The following is a 21,090-nucleotide window of genomic DNA, read 5'->3' on the forward strand; positions in this document are numbered from 1 at the left end:
GGGTAGGAATGGATTTAGCGCAAAAAGCTCCTAACGTTTATCAAGCTTTTCAGACAATTTTAAAGAAAGACCGTCTGAATCATGCTTATCTTTTTTCGGGTGATTTTGCTAATGAAGAAATGGCTCTTTTTTTAGCTAAGGTCATCTTTTGTGAACAGAAAAAGGATCAGACGCCCTGCGGGCATTGTCGCTCTTGTCAATTGATTGAACAAGGAGATTTTGCCGATGTGACGGTATTGGAACCAACAGGGCAAGTGATTAAAACGGATGTGGTCAAAGAAATGATGGCTAACTTTTCTCAGACAGGATATGAAAACAAACGACAAGTTTTTATTATCAAAGATTGTGACAAAATGCATATCAATGCCGCTAATAGCTTGCTAAAATACATTGAGGAGCCTCAGGGAGAAGCTTACATATTTTTATTGACCAATGATGATAACAAAGTGCTTCCGACCATTAAAAGTCGGACACAGGTTTTTCAGTTTCCTAAAAACGAAGCCTATCTTTACCAATTGGCACAAGAAAAGGGATTATTAAACCATCAGGCTAAGCTAGTAGCCAAACTTGCCACAAACACCAGTCATCTAGAACGTCTGTTGCAAACGAGCAAGCTTTTAGAACTGATAACTCAAGCAGAGCGTTTTGTATCTATTTGGCTGAAAGATCAGTTGCAGGCATATTTAGCGTTGAACCGTCTGGTACAGTTAGCAACTGAAAAAGAAGAACAAGATTTAGTTTTGACCCTTTTGACCTTGCTCTTGGCAAGAGAGCGTGCGCAAACGCCTTTGACACAATTGGAGGCTGTCTATCAGGCTAGGCTCATGTGGCAGAGCAATGTTAATTTTCAAAACACATTAGAATATATGGTGATGTCAGAATAAGTGCAATTGGAATTCGTTATGGGGAAACGAAGCTTGTCAAAAGACTTGCCCGTAGCGACCAAAGTAGCGGCGCATAAGGGCAAAAAAGCTTTTGAAGAAAATACTGCCTTTGCAACAGATTTGATGAAAGAAGTATCACGATTAATAACACAAAATCAACTTGAAATGACGTTTGTTAATAGTGTCTTTCTCTTAGATCAGCATGTTGTCCTAATTCCCTTTTCAGCAGAAGAGCACATGGATTTTTACAACTGTTAAAAGATTTAGCGGTCGATTTTAGGTCAAGAAGTGAGCTGCCCCAGATTAACAGCCAAGAAGATTTCATTTTCTATGGAGGCTATGGACCGTGTGGCAGGCCACTGTGCTGCTTTCGTTTTTGGGAAAATTTCTGACAGTATCTATTAAAATACTAAAAAGTCAAGGGTTATCATTGACTTTGGGTAAAGCAACAAGCCCTTATGGCCGTTTGCTTTGCTGTCTCTATGATGAAGGTGTCTTTTACCAATAAAGCAAGAAAAAATTCCCTGAATATGGTACCATAGTAGAGACAAGTGATGGCCCTGCAACAGTAGCAGCCGTTGATATATTTACAGATCCCATTAAGGTGCGGTTAAAAGACCAGTTGACCTTAGTCACTTATGCTTTAGAGGAGGTTAAAGTAGGTGAATAAAAAAGAATTATTCGATGCTTTTGATGGATTTTCCCAAAATTTAATGGTTACTTTAGCTGAAATTGAAGCCATGAAAAAACAAGTCCAATCACTAGTAGAAGAAAACACGATTCTTCGCCTAGAAAATACAAAACTACGGGAACGTTTGAGTCACCTAGAACATGAAACGGTAGCTAAAAATCCTTCCAAACAAAGGAAGGATCACTTAGAGGGAATTTATGATGAAGGGTTTCATATCTGCAATTTTTTCTATGGACAACGTCGTGAAAATGATGAAGAATGTATGTTTTGCAGAGAATTATTAGATAGAAAGTAAGGGCATGCAGGTTCAAAAAAGTTTTAAAGACAAAAAAACAAGCGGAACCTTGTATTTGGTTCCAACCCCAATTGGCAATCTGCAGGACATGACCTTTAGAGCAGTGGCAACGTTAAAAGAGGTTGATTTTATTTGTGCAGAAGACACAAGAAACACAGGTCTTTTGCTAAAACACTTTGATATTGCTACCAAGCAAATCAGCTTTCATGAGCACAACGCCTATGAGAAGATTCCTGATTTAATTGATTTATTAATATCAGGACGGTCACTAGCTCAGGTGTCTGATGCAGGAATGCCATCGATTTCTGATCCTGGGCATGATTTGGTCAAGGCTGCTATTGATAGTGATATCGCAGTCGTTGCTTTACCAGGTGCCTCAGCAGGGATTACAGCTTTGATTGCTAGTGGACTGGCTCCTCAACCCCATGTTTTTTATGGGTTTTTACCCAGAAAAGCAGGGCAACAAAAGGCTTTCTTTGAGGACAAACACCATTACCCAGAGACACAAATGTTTTATGAATCACCCTATCGCATCAAAGATACCCTGACCAATATGTTGGCTTGTTATGGTGATCGTCAAGTGGTGCTTGTCAGAGAATTAACCAAGCTTTTTGAGGAGTACCAACGGGGGTCGATTTCAGAAATCTTGTCCTACCTTGAGGAAACACCCCTCAAAGGGGAGTGTCTGCTGATTGTGGCTGGAGCCCAAGCAGACAGTGAGGCTGAGCTGACAGCTGATGTTGACTTAGTGTCTCTAGTGCAAAAAGAAATTCAAGCAGGAGCCAAGCCAAATCAGGCTATTAAAACAATTGCTAAAGCTTACCAGGTAAATCGCCAAGAGCTTTACCAACAATTTCATGACTTATAAGTCATCGTAGATTAGGAGAAAAACAAATGACAGAAGATCAAGCAACTATCCTTATTTTAGGAGTATACGGAATCATATTGGCTGTATTCTTATTATCAGCTTTATTATGCCTTATCGCTAACTGGCGACTCTTTAAAAGAGCAGGTTACAAAGGATGGTATAGTCTCATTCCTTTCTATGCAGGTTTTGTCAAACACAAAATCACTTTTGGAGAAGATAATAAATGGTTTTACTTTATTGGTTGGGTCATTGCTATTTATTATTACTATGTGCACTTTTGCTATGTCCGTGCTTTTGGTGGATCAAAGGGTCTAGCAGTATTTGGCTTGTTTTTCCCAGGCATTGCTTCTTTGATAGTGGCTTTTGGAAAAACTTATACCACACAAGAATGCCACCCTGTGCCACATCTTTTAAACTAAGAGAAAAAAGACCATCAATTGGATTTATTGATGGTCTTTTAGGTGTTTAAATGATTTTAGTCCCGTGAACAATGGCCGTTCCAGTGAGTTGACTCAAGCTTTGGCAATTCTCAGCAGTGATGCCTCCCCCAATCATGATTTCAATGCGTTTATTGGCATAGGTCACAAGACTTTTAAGCTGTTCCACATTGTCTGTAATAGGAGTAGCTTCAGGTGAGCCATGAGTTAGCACACGCACAAAGCCATAATCAATCAGTTGGTCAAGCGCTTGGTGCTGGTGATCAGTCGGAATCCGGTCAAAAGCCATGTGGAAAACCAGTGGCAAGCCTTGTGTAGCAGGCAGTAATTGCTCGATAGCGTCGGTATCCAGTTGATTTTCTGTGGTCAGCAAGCCTAAGACTAGCGCATCTGAGCCAGCTTCAACAGCTTTTAAGATATCTTCTTCCATAGCTTTTAGTTCGAGGTCGTTATAGACAAAATCGCCACCGCGAGGTCGAATCATGGTCGCTACGCTAATCTTTTTATCGTGTAAGAGCTGACAGGCTTCTTTGATGACGCCATAAGATGGCGTGGTCCCTCCGACAGCTAGGTTATCACAGAGTTCCACACGACTGATTTGACCAGCATCAAGGGTTGGCAGTAGTGTGAGGTTCTCAGCACAAAATTCTTTAATCATTTTTAGATCTCCTTTATCAGTAATATTATAGCACGAATGAAGCTAGTCATCAGGAAACATTTTTGTCAAATCATGGACATTATGCTATACTCACTAGTATTAAAAGTAGGCCAAAACAGCAGCAAATACTTTGAAAAAAGATTGCTATGTTCTACGGCAATATCAGTCTTTACCAACGAACTCTCAAGAAGAAAAGAAAGACAAAGCTTAGCATTTTAAAAAAGCCCCCTTTTTTTTGTGAAATGATGACCAAAAACAGGCGCCTCACGCCTAAAACAGTTACACTAAAGGAGAACAAATGATTACGATTTACCAATACCCAAAATGTAGCACCTGCCAAAGAGCCATGGCTGAATTAAAGCAACTGGTTAGTGACTTTGAAGCCATTGACATCAAAGCTAATCCACCCAAAGCTCAGGACCTCAAACATTGGATGGAAACATCTGGTTATACCATCAAAAATTTCTTTAATACCAGTGGTAACAGCTACCGCGAATTGGGACTTAAAGATAAAATAGACCAGCTTAGCCTTGATAAAGCTGCTGAACTTTTAGCCACAGATGGTATGTTGATTAAACGGCCTATTCTGATTAAGGACGGTAACGTCTTACAAGTTGGCTATCGCAAGCCATATCAAGAGTTGGATTTAGGATAATGCGACAAAGTCTCAAAAAAGGACAAGGCAACATTATAACGCCTTGTCCTTTTTTGGGATCTGTTTTTAGAAATTAGAGATCAATATCTAGTAAAATTGGCGTATGGTCTTGGCGTTCCCCAGAAGAAATCATTTCAGAACGCTTAACCTTATCCACAAGTCGGTTTGAAGCTAGCCAATAGTCAATTCTCCAACCGGTATTATTGATTTTGCTGGTTTTGCTACGTTGTGCCCACCAGGTATAAACATGAGGAATATCGCCGTGCACGTGACGAAAAGTATCTGTAAAGCCTCTTGCTAATAGGTTAGTAAAGCCTTGACGTTCTTCGTCGGTAAAACCAGGAGAACGTCGATTGCTGTTTGGATTTGCCAAATCAATCTCTTTATGGGCAACGTTGTAATCTCCCGTAGCCAAAACAGGCTTTTGAGCATCCAGTTCAGTCAAATAATCAGCGTATTTGTGGTCCCAAATTTGACGGTCATCTAAACGTCTAAGGCCATCACCAGCATTAGGCGTGTAAACCTGTGTGACGAAAAAGTCTTCAAATTCTAGGGTAATGATACGGCCCTCAGCATCCATTGTTGTTGGGGCACCAATTTCTGGAAAAGTAATGACAGGGTTTAACGTGTTTTTGTACAGGAACATGGTGCCAGCATAGCCTTTCCTAGCAGGCTCAACTGAAGAACGCCACACATGCAAATAGTTTGGAAAGTAACTAAGTAGGGTCTCGATATGTTTTTTGGTAGGCCCCTTAGCAGATAATTTAGTTTCTTGGATGGCAATAATATCCGCATCTTGAGCGACTAAAGTGTCTAAAACAGCGCGTGATAAAAGCGCACGAGGGGACTCTCCTGTGAGAGCAGCATTTAAGGAATCAATGTTCCATGAAATCAGTTTCATTTGGTTTCTCTTTCTAACAGATAGTCTTGTTGTTATTGTAACAAAAAACGAAACGATAAGCGACTTTGGGCACCTAGCCCCCATAAAACAGTCTAGCCAAATGAAGCATAGCAGCGTAAGAACAAGACAAGGAGGTGATCAGTGAGCATATCGTTTGACAGTTAAGAGTAGGATTACTATAATAGAAGCATAAATGTAAGCGCTAACAAAATAAAAAATATAGGAGAATGTCAATGGCACAAAAAACAGTCATCACCGAAGAAACAACCGATTTTGTTATGGATTTCAAAACAAGTAGCGCTGAGGGAAATGTTGATTTTATTAACGTTTTTGACCTTGAGAAAATGGCACAACAGGTCATCCCTAAAGGAGCCTTTGGTTATATTGCTAGTGGTGCTGGTGATACCTTTACCCTCCATGAAAATATTCGCTCATTTAATCATAAATTAATTGTCCCTCACTCCCTCAAAGGGGTTGAAAATCCGTCAACAGAGATTACGTTTGATGGTGATTACTTAACCTCTCCTCTTATTTTAGCACCTGTAGCGGCTCATAAACTGGCCAATGAACAAGGAGAAGTAGCGTCTGCTAAAGGATTGAAGGAATTTGGAAGTATCTACACCACTAGTTCCTACTCAACAACTGACCTGCCAGAAATCAGTGCTGCCTTAGGTGGGACACCCCATTGGTTTCAATTTTATTACAGTAAAGACGATGGCATTAATCGTAATATTATGGATCGTGTCAAAGCACAAGGTTGCAAAGCTATCGTTTTGACAGCAGATGCAACAGTTGGAGGAAACCGCGAAGTTGATAGGCGAAACGGTTTTGTTTTTCCGGTCGGTATGCCAATTGTTCAAGAATATTTACCTGATGGTGCAGGTAAAACAATGGATTATGTCTATAAATCAGCTAAACAAGCGCTTACCTCAAAAGATATTGAATATATCGCAACTTACTCAGGCCTGCCTGTTTATGTCAAAGGACCACAGTGTGCTGAGGATACCTTGCGGGCATTGGACGCAGGAGCATCAGGTATCTGGGTAACCAATCATGGTGGCCGTCAATTAGATGGTGGTCCAGCTGCTTTTGATTCCTTACAAGAAGTCGCTGAAGCAGTTGATCAAAAAGTTCCTATTGTCTTTGACTCAGGTATAAGACGGGGTCAACATATTTTCAAAGCTCTTGCTTCAGGTGCTGACCTTGTTGCCTTGGGGGGTCCAGCGATTTACGGCTTGGCTATGGGAGGAAGCATTGGTACTCGTCAGGTCTTTGAAAAGTTAAATGACGAGTTAAAAATGGTTATGCAACTGGCTGGGACACAAACTATCCAAGATGTTAAAGCCTTTAACCTTCGCCACAATCCGTATGATTCATCGATTCCATTTGATCAAAATGCGCTACGCTTAGATTAGAACAGACAAAAACCTCCGCTATCATGTCACAAATAGTAGAGGTTTTACACTGCAAAAAGAGGTATGAAAATCCAATAACATAGTTACAAGGTTTTCGTTTACCCCCCACTAATAGATTAAAATGAAAGACTTCTTACATTAATAGAAATTTCTGTTGCTTTTCTCAGAAAAATGTGGTTAAATAATCAAATATTATTAACGAAAAATGAGTTAATGATTAACATTAAACTGGTTTTAGTTAAAACATTTAGGAGGGTATCAGGTGGAGAAAAAGCAACGTTTTTCCCTTAGAAAATACAAATCAGGAACGTTTTCGGTCTTAATAGGAAGCGTTTTCTTGGTGATGACAACAACAGTAGCAGCAGATGAGCTAAGCACAATGAGCGAACCAACAATCACGAATCACGCTCAACAACAAGCGCAACATCTCACCAATACAGAGTTGAGCTCAGCTGAATCAAAATCTCAAGACACATCACAAATCACTCTCAAGACAAATCGTGAAAAAGAGCAATCACAAGATCTAGTCTCTGAGCCAACCACAACTGAGCTAGCTGACACAGATGCAGCATCAATGGCTAATACAGGTTCTGATGCGACTCAAAAAAGCGCTTCTTTACCGCCAGTCAATACAGATGTTCACGATTGGGTAAAAACCAAAGGAGCTTGGGACAAGGGATACAAAGGACAAGGCAAGGTTGTCGCAGTTATTGACACAGGGATCGATCCGGCCCATCAAAGCATGCGCATCAGTGATGTATCAACTGCTAAAGTAAAATCAAAAGAAGACATGCTAGCACGCCAAAAAGCCGCCGGTATTAATTATGGGAGTTGGATAAATGATAAAGTTGTTTTTGCACATAATTATGTGGAAAATAGCGATAATATCAAAGAAAATCAATTCGAGGATTTTGATGAGGACTGGGAAAACTTTGAGTTTGATGCAGAGGCAGAGCCAAAAGCCATCAAAAAACACAAGATCTATCGTCCCCAATCAACCCAGGCACCGAAAGAAACTGTTATCAAAACAGAAGAAACAGATGGTTCACATGATATTGACTGGACACAAACAGACGATGACACCAAATACGAGTCACACGGTATGCATGTGACAGGTATTGTAGCCGGTAATAGCAAAGAAGCCGCTGCTACTGGAGAACGCTTTTTAGGAATTGCACCAGAGGCCCAAGTCATGTTCATGCGTGTTTTTGCCAACGACATCATGGGATCAGCTGAATCACTCTTTATCAAAGCTATCGAAGATGCCGTGGCTTTAGGAGCAGATGTGATCAACCTGAGTCTTGGAACCGCTAATGGGGCACAGCTTAGTGGCAGCAAGCCTCTAATGGAAGCAATTGAAAAAGCTAAAAAAGCCGGTGTATCAGTTGTTGTAGCAGCAGGAAATGAGCGCGTCTATGGATCTGACCATGATGATCCATTGGCGACAAATCCAGACTATGGTTTGGTCGGTTCTCCCTCAACAGGTCGAACACCAACATCAGTGGCAGCTATAAACAGTAAGTGGGTGATTCAACGTCTAATGACGGTCAAAGAATTAGAAAACCGTGCCGATTTAAACCATGGTAAAGCCATCTATTCAGAGTCTGTCGACTTTAAAGACATAAAAGATAGCCTAGGTTATGATAAATCGCATCAATTTGCTTATGTCAAAGAGTCAACTGATGCGGGTTATAACGCACAAGACGTTAAAGGTAAAATTGCTTTAATTGAACGTGATCCCAATAAAACCTATGACGAAATGATTGCTTTGGCTAAGAAACATGGAGCTCTGGGAGTACTTATTTTTAATAACAAGCCTGGTCAATCAAACCGCTCAATGCGTCTAACAGCTAATGGGATGGGGATACCATCTGCTTTCATATCGCACGAATTTGGTAAGGCCATGTCCCAATTAAATGGCAATGGTACAGGAAGTTTAGAGTTTGACAGTGTGGTCTCAAAAGCACCGAGTCAAAAAGGCAATGAAATGAATCATTTTTCAAATTGGGGCCTAACTTCTGATGGCTATTTAAAACCTGACATTACTGCACCAGGTGGCGATATCTATTCTACCTATAACGATAACCACTATGGTAGCCAAACAGGAACAAGTATGGCCTCTCCTCAGATTGCTGGCGCCAGCCTTTTGGTCAAACAATACCTAGAAAAGACTCAGCCAAACTTGCCAAAAGAAAAAATTGCTGATATCGTTAAGAACCTATTGATGAGCAATGCTCAAATTCATGTTAATCCAGAGACAAAAACGACCACCTCACCGCGTCAGCAAGGGGCAGGATTACTTAATATTGACGGAGCTGTCACTAGCGGCCTTTATGTGACAGGAAAAGACAACTATGGCAGTATATCATTAGGCAACATCACAGATACGATGACGTTTGATGTGACTGTTCACAACCTAAGCAATAAAGACAAAACATTACGTTATGACACAGAATTGCTAACAGATCATGTAGACCCACAAAAGGGCCGCTTCACTTTGACTTCTCACTCCTTAAAAACGTACCAAGGAGGAGAAGTTACAGTCCCAGCCAATGGAAAAGTGACTGTAAGGGTTACCATGGATGTCTCACAGTTCACAAAAGAGCTAACAAAACAGATGCCAAATGGTTACTATCTAGAAGGTTTTGTCCGCTTTAGAGATAGTCAAGATGACCAACTAAATAGAGTAAACATTCCTTTTGTTGGTTTTAAAGGGCAATTTGAAAACTTAGCAGTTGCAGAAGAGTCCATTTACAGATTAAAATCTCAAGGCAAAACTGGTTTTTACTTTGATGAATCAGGTCCAAAAGACGATATCTATGTCGGTAAACACTTTACAGGACTTGTCACTCTTGGTTCAGAGACCAATGTGTCAACCAAAACGATTTCTGACAATGGTCTACACACACTTGGCACCTTTAAAAATGCAGATGGCAAATTTATCTTAGAAAAAAATGCCCAAGGAAACCCTGTCTTAGCCATTTCTCCAAATGGTGACAACAACCAAGATTTTGCAGCCTTCAAAGGTGTTTTCTTGAGAAAATATCAAGGCTTAAAAGCAAGTGTCTACCATGCTAGTGACAAGGAACACAAAAATCCACTGTGGGTCAGCCCAGAAAGCTTTAAAGGAGATAAAAACTTTAATAGTGACATTAGATTTGCAAAATCAACGACCCTGTTAGGCACAGCATTTTCTGGAAAATCGTTAACAGGAGCTGAATTACCAGATGGGCATTATCATTATGTGGTGTCTTATTACCCAGATGTGGTCGGTGCCAAACGTCAAGAAATGACATTTGACATGATTTTAGACCGACAAAAACCGGTACTATCACAAGCAACATTTGATCCTGAAACAAACCGATTCAAACCAGAACCCCTAAAAGACCGTGGATTAGCTGGTGTTCGCAAAGACAGTGTCTTTTATCTAGAAAGAAAAGACAACAAGCCTTATACAGTTACGATAAACGATAGCTACAAATATGTCTCAGTAGAAGACAATAAAACATTTGTGGAGCGACAAGCTGATGGCAGCTTTATCTTGCCGCTTGATAAAGCAAAATTAGGGGATTTCTATTACATGGTCGAGGATTTTGCAGGGAACGTGGCCATCGCTAAGTTAGGAGATCACTTACCACAAACATTAGGTAAAACACCAATTAAACTTAAGCTTACAGACGGTAATTATCAGACCAAAGAAACGCTTAAAGATAATCTTGAAATGACACAGTCTGACACAGGTCTAGTCACAAATCAAGCCCAGCTAGCAGTGGTGCACCGCAATCAGCCGCAAAGCCAGCTAACAAAGATGAATCAGGATTTCTTTATCTCACCAAACGAAGATGGGAATAAAGACTTTGTGGCCTTTAAAGGCTTGAAAAATAACGTGTATAATGACTTAACGGTTAACGTATACGCTAAAGATGACCACCAAAAACAAACCCCTATCTGGTCTAGTCAAGCAGGCGCTAGTGTATCCGCTATTGAAAGTACAGCCTGGTATGGCATAACAGCCCGAGGAAGCAAGGTGATGCCAGGTGATTATCAGTATGTTGTGACCTATCGTGACGAACATGGTAAAGAACATCAAAAGCAGTACACCATATCTGTGAATGACAAAAAACCAATGATCACTCAGGGACGTTTTGATACCATTAATGGCGTTGACCACTTTACTCCTGACAAGACAAAAGCCCTTGGCTCATCAGGCATTGTCCGCGAAGAAGTCTTTTACTTGGCCAAGAAAAATGGCCGTAAATTTGATGTGACAGAAGGTAAAGATGGTATCACAGTTAGTGACAATAAGGTGTATATCCCTAAAAATCCAGATGGTTCTTACACCATTTCAAAAAGAGATGGTGTCACACTGTCAGATTATTACTACCTTGTCGAAGATAGAGCTGGTAATGTGTCTTTTGCTACCTTGCGTGACCTAAAAGCGGTCGGAAAAGACAAAGCAGTAGTCAATTTTGGATTAGACTTACCGGTCCCTGAAGACAAACAAATAGTGAACTTTACCTACCTTGTGCGGGATGCAGATGGTAAACCGATTGAAAACCTAGAGTATTATAATAACTCAGGTAACAGTCTTATCTTGCCATACGGCAAATACACGGTCGAATTGTTGACCTATGACACCAATGCAGCCAAACTAGAGTCAGATAAAATCGTTTCCTTTACCTTGTCAGCTGATAACAACTTCCAACAAGTTACCTTTAAGATAACGATGTTAGCAACTTCTCAAATAACTGCCCACTTTGATCATCTTTTGCCAGAAGGCAGTCGCGTTAGCCTTAAAACAGCTCAAGATCAGCTAATCCCGCTTGAACAGTCCTTGTATGTGCCTAAAGCTTATGGCAAAACCGTTCAAGAAGGCACTTACGAAGTTGTTGTCAGCCTGCCTAAAGGCTACCGTATCGAAGGCAACACAAAGGTGAATACCCTACCAAATGAAGTGCACGAACTATCATTACGCCTTGTCAAAGTAGGAGATGCCTCAGATTCAACTGGTGATCATAAGGTTATGTCAAAAAATAATTCACAGGCTTTGACAGCCTCTGCCACACCAACCAAGTCAACGACCTCAGCAACAGCAAAAGCCCTACCATCAACGGGTGAAAAAATGGGTCTCAAGTTGCGCATAGTAGGTCTTGTGTTACTCGGACTTACTTGCGTCTTTAGCCGAAAAAAATCAACCAAAGATTGATAACAAAGCGCAAAGAGACAACAAATCATCCCTTTTAACAGTCTGACCTTTCTTTGAGATTGAGCTGGCAGATGATCATTTCTTAACAAAAGTTAAAGAGTTGAGCAAAGTAAGGAACAGACATAAAGACCATAAAAGCAAGCCAGTTTGGCTTGCTTTTATGGTGTTATTGTCGTGTGCTACGATGACTAAAAAAGAACAACGAACAATGACCTCGAATCACCAAAAGGACTTGATTTGATAGCTTCCCTATGCTATACTAAGCCTATTCTTTCAAGAAGGACTCCTTTTGTGGAAAAGACTGAAAAAAAGGACACTAATCTATCCAAAAACTCCAGATGAGTAGCTGCAAACGATGCCTTTGCTGTGATCAAGGTGGTAAAGCAGACTGACTTGTCACTATCTGAGCAGGTGTCAAAAAAAGAAGCTTTGGCTTTGTCATTCAACATACTGAGCTTCAGTCTTTCAGAACGGAGACACCCCCAGTTTTGTACTCAAAAAGCATAAACAGCTCTGCTGATGTGACATCTGATTTCTACGTGCGCAGTGAGCCAAAACAGCTGCTGTTTGCTATGGAAAAAGTGGCGCCAATCGAGATTTTTGAGACCCTAGGCTCAAAAATAAGGCATAGAATTCCAAAGGAAGTCGCTGCCGTGAGCACAACCTAAGAAAAACTATCCCAAAAGACTTTTTCTGCAATTTGAAATACTGAATTTCAGTATTTTTTCTTTTGTAACTAAGAGCAATGAATGAGGTAAAAAAAGGCAACAATGTCAAAAAAGAAACGAAAACACTATCAGGTTTATGAGGGATTACGCTGTGCTATGACGCTTTGTTTTATCAGTGGCTATGTCAATGCCTTTACCTATATGACCCAAGGAAAACGTTTTGCAGGTGTTCAGACAGGCAACCTTTTGTCATTTGCCATTCGCTTGTCAGAACAGCAACTGAAGGAGGCACTGCAATTTTTACTTCCCATGATCGTTTTTATGCTTGGGCAGTCCTTTACTTATTTCATGCACCGCTGGGCCACTAAAAAAGGGCTCCACTGGTACTTATTATCAAGTGTTATCTTAACAGGGATTGCTTTTGGAACGGCCCTATTCACGCCTTTTCTTCCTTCCAATGTTACGGTAGCAGCTTTAGCCTTTTTTGCCTCTATTCAGGTTGATACGTTTAAAACCTTACGAGGAGCTAGCTATGCTAATGTGATGATGACAGGAAATATCAAAAATGCCGCCTATTTACTAACCAAAGGCTTGTACGAAAAAAATCACGAACTAACACATATCGGACGCAACACCTTAATAGTCATCTTGGCTTTTGCTGTTGGGGTGGTTTGTTCGACGTTGCTTTGCATAGCTTATGGCGAGTATGCTTTGATGCCTATTTTAATGCCTTTACTCTATGTCAATTACCTGTTGGCTCAGGAATTTTATCACATTCAAACCAAAATCAAACCGATTAAAAGAACTTAATGGACTTGTGGAGAAAGAAAGTTCATTTAGGGTAAGTTTTTACTCACCCTCCTTTGATTGACTGGTTTTGCTGCCCCTTAAAATATGATATAATAGACCGTTGATAGCTGTTACTTAACAGAAGGCTGATAAAAAAGGTTCCATTAGCCTTGAGGGTTGAATTTAAACAGGAAAAAACGAAATCCTACACTATGCATCTCAATCGTACTTTCATTTGAGTATGGTTCTGAAAGGAAACTATGATGAAAAAACCATTTTACATTACGACACCCATTTATTACCCATCTGGGAAATTACACATTGGTTCTGCCTATACAACTATTGCTTGTGATGTCTTGGCACGCTACAAGCGCCTGATGGGCCATGAGGTCTTTTACCTCACAGGACTAGATGAACACGGACAAAAGATTCAAACCAAGGCAAAAGAAGCTGGTATTACACCTCAAACCTACGTTGATAACATGGCAAAGGATGTCAAAGCCCTTTGGCAATTGCTAGATATTTCCTATGACACATTTATCCGGACAACGGACGATTACCACGAAGAGGTCGTTGCTGCTGTCTTTGAAAAATTGCTGGCGCAAGATGACATTTACCTTGGCGAATACTCTGGTTGGTATTCTGTCTCTGATGAGGAATTTTTCACTGAAAGCCAATTAAAAGAAGTCTTTAGAGATGAAGACGGTCAGGTTATTGGAGGGATTGCCCCATCAGGTCATGAGGTCGAGTGGGTCTCTGAAGAATCCTACTTCCTACGCCTTAGCAAATACGATGATCGTCTTGTGGCCTTCTTTAAAGAGCGACCTGACTTTATCCAACCAGATGGTCGTATGAATGAAATGGTGAAAAACTTTATCGAGCCAGGCCTAGAAGATTTGGCTGTTAGCCGTACTACCTTTACATGGGGTGTACCTGTTCCATCAGACCCAAAACACGTGGTTTATGTCTGGATCGATGCCCTCTTAAACTACGCGACAGCTCTTGGTTATCGTCAAGCTAATCACGCTAACTTTGATAAGTTTTGGAATGGAACGGTTTTCCACATGGTTGGAAAAGATATCTTGCGTTTTCATAGCATCTACTGGCCAATTTTACTCATGATGCTTGATTTACCAATGCCAGACCGCTTAATTGCCCATGGTTGGTTTGTCATGAAAGACGGTAAAATGTCTAAATCAAAAGGCAATGTGGTCTATCCAGAAATGTTAGTTGAGCGCTTTGGACTTGATCCTCTTCGTTATTACCTCATGCGTTCTTTGCCAGTTGGTTCAGACGGGACCTTTACCCCTGAAGATTATGTGGGTCGTATCAACTATGAGTTAGCCAACGACCTTGGCAATTTATTGAACCGTACCGTTGCCATGATCAACAAGTATTTTGACGGCACGGTGCCAGCTTATGTTGACAATGGAACTGCCTTTGATGCTGACTTAAGTCAACTGATTGATGCTCAGCTAGCAGACTACCATAAGCACATGGAAGCGGTGGACTACCCACGCGCCTTGGAGGCTGTTTGGACCATCATCGCTCGTACCAACAAATACATCGATGAAACCGCTCCTTGGGTGCTCGCTAAAGAAGATGGTGACAAAGCTCAACTAGCCAGTGTCATGGCACACTTAGCAGCCAGCTTGCGTCTGGTCGCTCATGTGATCCAACCCTTTATGATGGAAACATCAGCTGCTATCATGGCCCAGCTTGGTTTGGAACCTGTTTCTGATTTGTCAACACTTGCTCTAGCAGATTTTCCTGCCAATACAAAGGTTGTTGCCAAAGGGACACCGATTTTCCCACGTCTTGACATGGAAGCTGAGATTGACTACATCAAAGCCCAAATGGGTGACAGCTCAGCTATTTCCCAAGAAAAAGAATGGGTCCCTGAAGAGGTTGCGCTCAAATCTGAAAAAGACGTCATCACATTTGAAACCTTTGATGCTGTGGAAATCCGTGTGGCAGAAGTCAAGGAAGTGTCAAAAGTGGAAGGTTCAGAAAAATTGCTGCGCTTTAGAGTAGATGCAGGAGACGGGCAAGACCGTCAAATCTTGTCAGGTATTGCCAAATTTTACCCCAACGAACAAGAATTAGTGGGTAAAAAACTACAAATTGTTGCTAACCTGAAACCGCGTAAAATGATGAAAAAATACATCAGTCAAGGGATGATTCTATCAGCAGAGCATGGAGATCAGCTAACGGTCTTAACCGTTGATTCCTCTGTTCCAAATGGAAGTATCATTGGCTGATGCTGACCTATTATTCAAAAAACCTAAGCAAGAACATGTGCTTAGGTTTTTTTGATTGCCTTCAAGAAAGACGAATAACGAGATGGGTGATATGACATCAAAAGCATAACTATCCTAGGACCTGTCCTAGTAAGATTGCTGTGCTTTTGACAAGTGAACAGAGAGGTCTTAAAACTATATCTTGTCATAAAAAAGATTGCAAAACACTATATCTTGTGTTATTATGGTTTTTATAAAAGTTAAGCATACTTAACTTTAGCCAAACAAAAGAGGACACTAGAGCGTGTCCCACAAGACAGTTGAGCCCTTCGCTTTTTTAGTAGAGTAGGAGTGCTCAAGTCAAAAAGAGACATCCCATCAAACCATTGCTGTTTAGCAGGTCTTTTTGTGTTGCTCAAAAAAACAATTCCTGTCTGTTTGGCGTCTAGTGATGACTTAGGCTTAGCGCTACTAGACTTTTGTTTGAAAAATACCTCAAGCCTTGAAGGAGACAAATGACCCAACATTATTATGAACGTTCGCAATCCCCAATTGAATACGCCCTATCTGAAACACAAAAACAGTTGCGCTCCATCAATTGGAATTACCTTAATGATGACAAAGATTTAGAAGTGTGGAACCGTGTCACTCAAAATTTTTGGTTGCCTGAAAAGGTTCCTGTTTCTAATGATTTAAATTCTTGGCGCTCCTTGGGTGAGGATTGGCAACAGCTCATCACAAGGACCTACACTGGGTTGACCTTACTAGATACAGTACAAGCAACGGTTGGTGATGTGGCACAAATTCAGCATTCACAAACCGACCACGAACAAGTCATCTATACGAACTTTGCCTTTATGGTGGGGATTCATGCCCGCTCTTACGGGACGATTTTTTCGACCCTTTGCAGCAGCGAGCAAATCGAAGAAGCACATGAATGGGTGGTCTCAACACAGAGCTTGCAAGACCGTGCCCGTGTCTTGATTCCTTACTATACGGGTGATGACCCTTTGAAATCAAAAGTAGCAGCAGCTATGATGCCAGGATTTTTGCTGTATGGCGGCTTTTACCTTCCTTTTTACCTATCAGCACGTGGTAAAATGCCAAACACATCTGATATCATCCGCCTGATTTTACGCGACAAAGTTATTCACAACTATTACAGCGGTTACAAATACCAACAAAAAGTAGCACGTCTTAGCCCAGAAAAACAGGCTGAAATGAAGGCCTTTGTCTTTGACTTGCTCTATGAACTCATCGACCTTGAAAAAGCTTACTTGAGAGAACTGTATGCAGGCTTTGATTTGGCAGAAGATGCTATCCGTTTTAGCCTTTATAACGCTGGAAAATTCCTTCAAAATTTAGGCTATGAGTCGCCCTTCACAGATGAAGAAACGCGCGTTTCACCAGAAGTATTTGCTCAGCTATCAGCGCGTGCAGACGAAAACCATGACTTTTTCTCAGGCAATGGCTCATCTTATGTGATGGGGATCACCGAAGAAACCACAGATGACGATTGGGAGTTTTAAGAAATGGCAGAGCTGATTATTGTGTATTTTTCATCTAAGTCCAATAACACCCATCGCTTCGTCCAAAAATTAGGCCTGCCTGCTCAGCGCATACCAGTAGATAATAGGCCACTTGAAGTTTCCACCCATTACCTTTTGATTGTGCCTACCTATGCAGCTGGTGGCTCAGATGCCAAAGGAGCCGTTTCTAAACAAGTGATTCGTTTTTTGAATAATCCTAACAATCGTAAACATTGTAAGGGAGTGATTTCTTCTGGAAATACCAATTTTGGCGATACCTTTGCCTTAGCAGGCCCTATCATTTCTCAAAAATTGCAGGTCCCCTTATTACACCAATTTGAACTATTAGGCACTGCTACAGATGTCAAAAAGGTACAGGCGATTTTTGCCCGCTTAAAGCATCACACACACGACAAGCAAAAACAAACCAACAACCTGATTACAGAAAGGACACACCCATGTCACAAACCAATGCGTCATACCTCTCATTAAATGCACTGACCCGTTTTAAAAAACCAGACGGCAGCTACCATTTTGATAGCGATAAAGAAGCTGTTAGGCGCTACCTGGAAGAACATGTCTCTCCCAATCAAATGGCTTTTAACTCACTAGAAGATAAGCTAGCTTACCTCATCAATGAAGGGTATTATGAGCAGGCCATTTTTGATGCCTATCCTAATGACCTTATCAAGGAGGCCTTTCATTATGCCTATCAACAAGGCTATCGCTTTTTAAATCTCATGGGCGCTATGAAATTTTACCAGTCCTATGCCTTAAAAACCTTGGACGGTAAGCAGTATCTAGAAACATTTGAAGACCGTGCTGTGATGAATGCACTCTTTTTAGCTGATGGAGATCAAACCTTTGTCTTTGACGTGATTGATGCCATCTTGCACCGACGCTTTCAACCAGCTACCCCAACGTTTTTAAATGCCGGAAAAAAACGCCGTGGCGAATACATTTCGTGCTATCTTCTTCGTGTCGAAGACAATATGGAATCTATCTCTCGCGCCATTAGCACCAGCTTGCAACTCTCAAAAAGAGGAGGCGGAGTCGCCTTGTGCCTCACCAACCTCAGAGAAATCGGAGCACCGATAAAAGGGATTGAAAATCAGGCAACAGGCATCGTTCCTGTCATGAAACTACTAGAGGACTCTTTTTCCTATGCCAATCAACTAGGTCAGCGCCAAGGAGCAGGTGCGGTTTACCTTCATGCCCATCACCCTGAGGTTTTGACCTTTTTAGACACCAAACGTGAAAATGCCGATGAGAAAATTCGCATTAAGTCCCTAGCATTGGGACTTGTGATCCCAGATATTACCTTCCAGTTAGCCAAAGAAAACAAAGACATGGCACTCTTTTCACCCTATGATATCAAGCGTGCCTATGGCAAGGACATGTCAGACATCTCCATCACAGAGGAATACGATAAACTGCTAGCCAATCCAGCCATCAAAAAGACCTACATCAGTGCTAGAAAGTTCTTTCAGTTAATTGCAGAGCTACATTTTGAGTCAGGCTACCCTTACCTCTTGTTTGATGACACGGTCAATAAGCGCAACCCTCATGCCAAAAAAGGCAGAATCGTCATGTCTAACCTGTGTTCTGAAATCGCTCAAGTTAGCACCCCAAGCACTTTCAAAGAAGATTTGAGTTTTGAAACCATTGGAGAGGATATCTGCTGTAATTTAGGGTCTATCAATATTGCCCAGGCTATGGCAGATGCGCCACACTTTGAACAGCTCATCACAACGAGCATCAGAGCACTTGATCGTGTCTCTAGAGTGTCTGACCTGAATTGTGCGCCTTCTGTTGAGACAGGCAATGCAGCCAACCATGCAGTAGGATTAGGCGCCATGAACCTACATGGTTTTTTGGCAACCAACCACATCTACTATGATACAAAAGAAGCCGTTGACTTTACAGATCTGTTTTTCCATGCCATGGCCTATTATGCTTTTAAAGCCTCTTGCCAATTAGCCAAAGAAAAAGGCGCTTTTGCAGGATTTTCGTTATCAACCTATTCAGATGGCACTTATTTTGCCAAGTATTTGCAAGAAGATGCCAAGCCACAAACAGCCAAGGTTGCCACATTGTTGCAAGATTACGGCTTCACGTTGCCAACGGTGGCGGATTGGCAAGCCCTAGTAGCAGATATCAAGCAGTTTGGCCTAGCCAATGCGCACTTGCTAGCGGTTGCTCCGACAGGCTCCATCAGCTACTTATCATCCTGCACTCCGAGTCTACAACCAGTCGTTGCTCCTGTTGAGGTCCGAAAAGAAGGTAGCCTGGGCAGGATTTACGTCCCTGCCTATCAGATTGACCAGGCTAACTATGCTTACTATGAACGTGGTGCCTATGAGGTCGGCCCAAAAGCCATCATCGACGTTGTAGCTGCTGCCCAAAAACACGTTGACCAAGCCATCTCATTGACCCTGTTTATGACCGATCAAGCGACCACACGTGACCTGAACCGCTCCTATATCCAAGCTTTTAAGCAAAATTGTGCATCGATCTATTATGTGCGAGTGAGGCAAGACGTCCTAGCAGGCAGCGAACAGTATGACGAGGATAGTCTTGTGACAGCTCCTGGAGCTAGTGATGAGACCACCACAGAGTGTCAAAGCTGTATGATCTAACAGCTACTAGAAAGCTCTCGTGTCCCCTATCACATGCATAGGATCAGTGCACTCGACCTTTCAAGACAAGCAAGCATCAGCTCTTGCTTGTCTTTTTTTGGCCTCAAAGCCCGTTAGTCTGCTGCTATGCGAGGCTTTTTTGAGCATCAGAACGTCAAAAAAAAGGACATGGAGTCCTTTTTTTGGCGATCGGTGTTGAGGCCGTCACAAACTGCCCTTGAAATACGCTTCTATGTGGAGCTTTTTTTGGTCCTGTGACACGTAAGCTCCAACGACCTCCAGCTGACAGCCTCTTGGAAACAAGAGCTCAACCTCTGAAGGCACAGCCGAATAAGGCTCGACAAAGGCTGCCTTGGCCCCTTTTTTGACACAGATGCGCACCTCCACCGGTCGATGGGTCATGGCGCCGTTTTTCAAGGCTGTCGTGCTCATAAAACTGTGCTTGGTGTAGCGTGTACCAAGCTTGATCTTACAAAGGATATGAGGGTCAAACTGATGGTTACGGTAGTAAGACGTGAGATCAGCATGTGAAACACCGATATCACGCAAAAACGTCTCGTATACATAGCGGTATACTACAATGTTCCACGGGATGACTAGCCGGTGAGTCGCAGCATCGAGCTGGGCCACCTGATCCCTTAGCTCAGGCGTGAGTTGGCTGAGCTCACCTTTGGCTTTGTCTAGGCTGGTGTTGATAGGGCCTGCCTGCTGACAGGTATAAGCAGCCATCGCCTCTTGCTCAGCCCTTGGGTAGATGAGACCCTTGCCCCATCGCTTTTTAATCAGTGTCTCAGCGCCCTTTTGATCCGAAAAGGTAAAATAAGCAGGCGTCCCCTCACAAACCGCCCGCTCATAGTGCTCACAGACAAAAAGCTCGACCAAGCCCTCAGTTTGCCAGATCAGACTAAAACAGCTAAGAAGAAGGACAATAGCCAGTTGATAGCGCTTTTTTAGCATAGTTCCCCCTGACACCAGCCCAAAAGGCTGACCCTTCCCCTAGACCTTTTGGCTAGCTCTTGACACCACCAGTTTCTCAGACAGGCTAATCTTTTTGTCATCTCTTTCTCCCTAAACAGACTCTCTTATCATGATATTATGCTATTATGAGCGATTTGTCAATCCATAGCAACCGTTTTTTAGTTAGATAAGTAAGCTTTTGACCTAGAGGCAGACAAGAGTGGCAGTACCTCCCGTTTGCTGTGGTGGCTAATAAGG

General features: G+C 41.9%; 16 protein-coding genes. 13 read left to right on the forward strand and 3 right to left on the reverse strand.

From position 1 onward, the window contains the following. Positions 1–8 precede the first annotated feature (8 nt). The 5 genes from B6D67_RS01860 to B6D67_RS01880 all read left to right on the forward strand — a co-directional run bounded on the left by B6D67_RS01860 (position 9) and on the right by B6D67_RS01880 (position 3,157). Positions 9–884, forward strand: a complete 876-nt coding sequence (locus tag B6D67_RS01860) for a DNA polymerase III subunit delta' (protein WP_010921931.1) — start codon at positions 9–11, stop codon at positions 882–884. An 18-nt stretch (positions 885–902) separates the two neighbouring features. Further along, the gene (locus B6D67_RS01865) at positions 903–1,142 is read left to right on the forward strand and encodes a PSP1 C-terminal domain-containing protein (protein WP_010921932.1); all 240 of its coding nucleotides are present in this window, start codon (positions 903–905) and stop codon (positions 1,140–1,142) included. Between the two features lie 404 nt (positions 1,143–1,546). Beyond that, on the forward strand, positions 1,547–1,870 hold the full coding sequence (gene yabA / locus B6D67_RS01870; protein ID WP_002985838.1) for a DNA replication initiation control protein YabA: 324 nt from the start codon (positions 1,547–1,549) through the stop codon (positions 1,868–1,870). A 4-nt stretch (positions 1,871–1,874) separates the two neighbouring features. After that, positions 1,875–2,738 (forward strand): 16S rRNA (cytidine(1402)-2'-O)-methyltransferase, encoded by an 864-nt coding sequence (gene rsmI / locus B6D67_RS01875; RefSeq protein WP_029714023.1) that lies wholly within the window; start codon positions 1,875–1,877, stop codon positions 2,736–2,738. A gap of 26 nt (positions 2,739–2,764) precedes the next feature. After that, positions 2,765–3,157: a DUF5684 domain-containing protein gene (locus tag B6D67_RS01880; RefSeq protein WP_002985833.1), complete on the forward strand. Its 393-nt coding sequence runs from the start codon at positions 2,765–2,767 to the stop codon at positions 3,155–3,157. 46 nt (positions 3,158–3,203) lie between these two features. Here the strand turns inward: B6D67_RS01880 and B6D67_RS01885 are convergent, their stop codons facing one another. After that, the gene (locus tag B6D67_RS01885) at positions 3,204–3,833 is read right to left on the reverse strand and encodes a copper homeostasis protein CutC (RefSeq protein WP_010921934.1); all 630 of its coding nucleotides are present in this window, start codon (positions 3,831–3,833) and stop codon (positions 3,204–3,206) included. A gap of 298 nt (positions 3,834–4,131) precedes the next feature. Between B6D67_RS01885 and B6D67_RS01890 the strand changes: the two genes are divergently transcribed. Then, positions 4,132–4,488 (forward strand): arsenate reductase family protein, encoded by a 357-nt coding sequence (locus B6D67_RS01890; protein WP_011284536.1) that lies wholly within the window; start codon positions 4,132–4,134, stop codon positions 4,486–4,488. 73 nt (positions 4,489–4,561) lie between these two features. Here the strand turns inward: B6D67_RS01890 and B6D67_RS01895 are convergent, their stop codons facing one another. Continuing rightward, positions 4,562–5,389, reverse strand: a complete 828-nt coding sequence (locus B6D67_RS01895; protein ID WP_010921936.1) for an exodeoxyribonuclease III — start codon at positions 5,387–5,389, stop codon at positions 4,562–4,564. A gap of 233 nt (positions 5,390–5,622) precedes the next feature. Between B6D67_RS01895 and lctO the strand changes: the two genes are divergently transcribed. From lctO to nrdE, 7 genes are all read left to right on the forward strand, one after another. Continuing rightward, positions 5,623–6,804, forward strand: coding sequence for an L-lactate oxidase (gene lctO / locus B6D67_RS01905; RefSeq protein ID WP_029714024.1), 1,182 nt, complete (start codon positions 5,623–5,625; stop codon positions 6,802–6,804). 262 nt (positions 6,805–7,066) lie between these two features. Then, the gene (scpC, locus tag B6D67_RS01910) at positions 7,067–12,010 is read left to right on the forward strand and encodes a CXC chemokine-degrading serine protease SpyCEP (protein WP_029714025.1); all 4,944 of its coding nucleotides are present in this window, start codon (positions 7,067–7,069) and stop codon (positions 12,008–12,010) included. Positions 12,011–12,780: 770 nt separating this feature from the next. Continuing rightward, positions 12,781–13,488: a YoaK family protein gene (locus B6D67_RS01925; protein ID WP_010921939.1), complete on the forward strand. Its 708-nt coding sequence runs from the start codon at positions 12,781–12,783 to the stop codon at positions 13,486–13,488. 242 nt (positions 13,489–13,730) lie between these two features. Continuing rightward, positions 13,731–15,728, forward strand: coding sequence for a methionine--tRNA ligase (gene metG, locus B6D67_RS01930; RefSeq protein WP_011285406.1), 1,998 nt, complete (start codon positions 13,731–13,733; stop codon positions 15,726–15,728). A 494-nt stretch (positions 15,729–16,222) separates the two neighbouring features. Further along, the gene (nrdF, locus tag B6D67_RS01935) at positions 16,223–17,236 is read left to right on the forward strand and encodes a class 1b ribonucleoside-diphosphate reductase subunit beta (RefSeq protein ID WP_010921941.1); all 1,014 of its coding nucleotides are present in this window, start codon (positions 16,223–16,225) and stop codon (positions 17,234–17,236) included. A gap of 3 nt (positions 17,237–17,239) precedes the next feature. Then, positions 17,240–17,728 (forward strand): class Ib ribonucleoside-diphosphate reductase assembly flavoprotein NrdI, encoded by a 489-nt coding sequence (nrdI, locus tag B6D67_RS01940; RefSeq protein ID WP_010921942.1) that lies wholly within the window; start codon positions 17,240–17,242, stop codon positions 17,726–17,728. Beyond that, the gene (gene nrdE, locus B6D67_RS01945) at positions 17,695–19,875 is read left to right on the forward strand and encodes a class 1b ribonucleoside-diphosphate reductase subunit alpha (protein WP_010921943.1); all 2,181 of its coding nucleotides are present in this window, start codon (positions 17,695–17,697) and stop codon (positions 19,873–19,875) included. Before nrdI ends, nrdE begins: the two co-directional genes overlap by 34 nt. A 204-nt stretch (positions 19,876–20,079) precedes the next feature. Here the strand turns inward: nrdE and B6D67_RS01955 are convergent, their stop codons facing one another. Beyond that, entirely contained in the window at positions 20,080–20,832 is a 753-nt protein-coding gene (locus tag B6D67_RS01955; protein WP_010921944.1) for an ADP-ribosyltransferase, read from the reverse strand. Positions 20,833–21,090: the final 258 nt, after the last annotated feature.

Origin of the sequence: Streptococcus pyogenes (assembly GCF_002055535.1) — a bacterium.
Lineage (GTDB): Bacteria > Bacillota > Bacilli > Lactobacillales > Streptococcaceae > Streptococcus > Streptococcus pyogenes.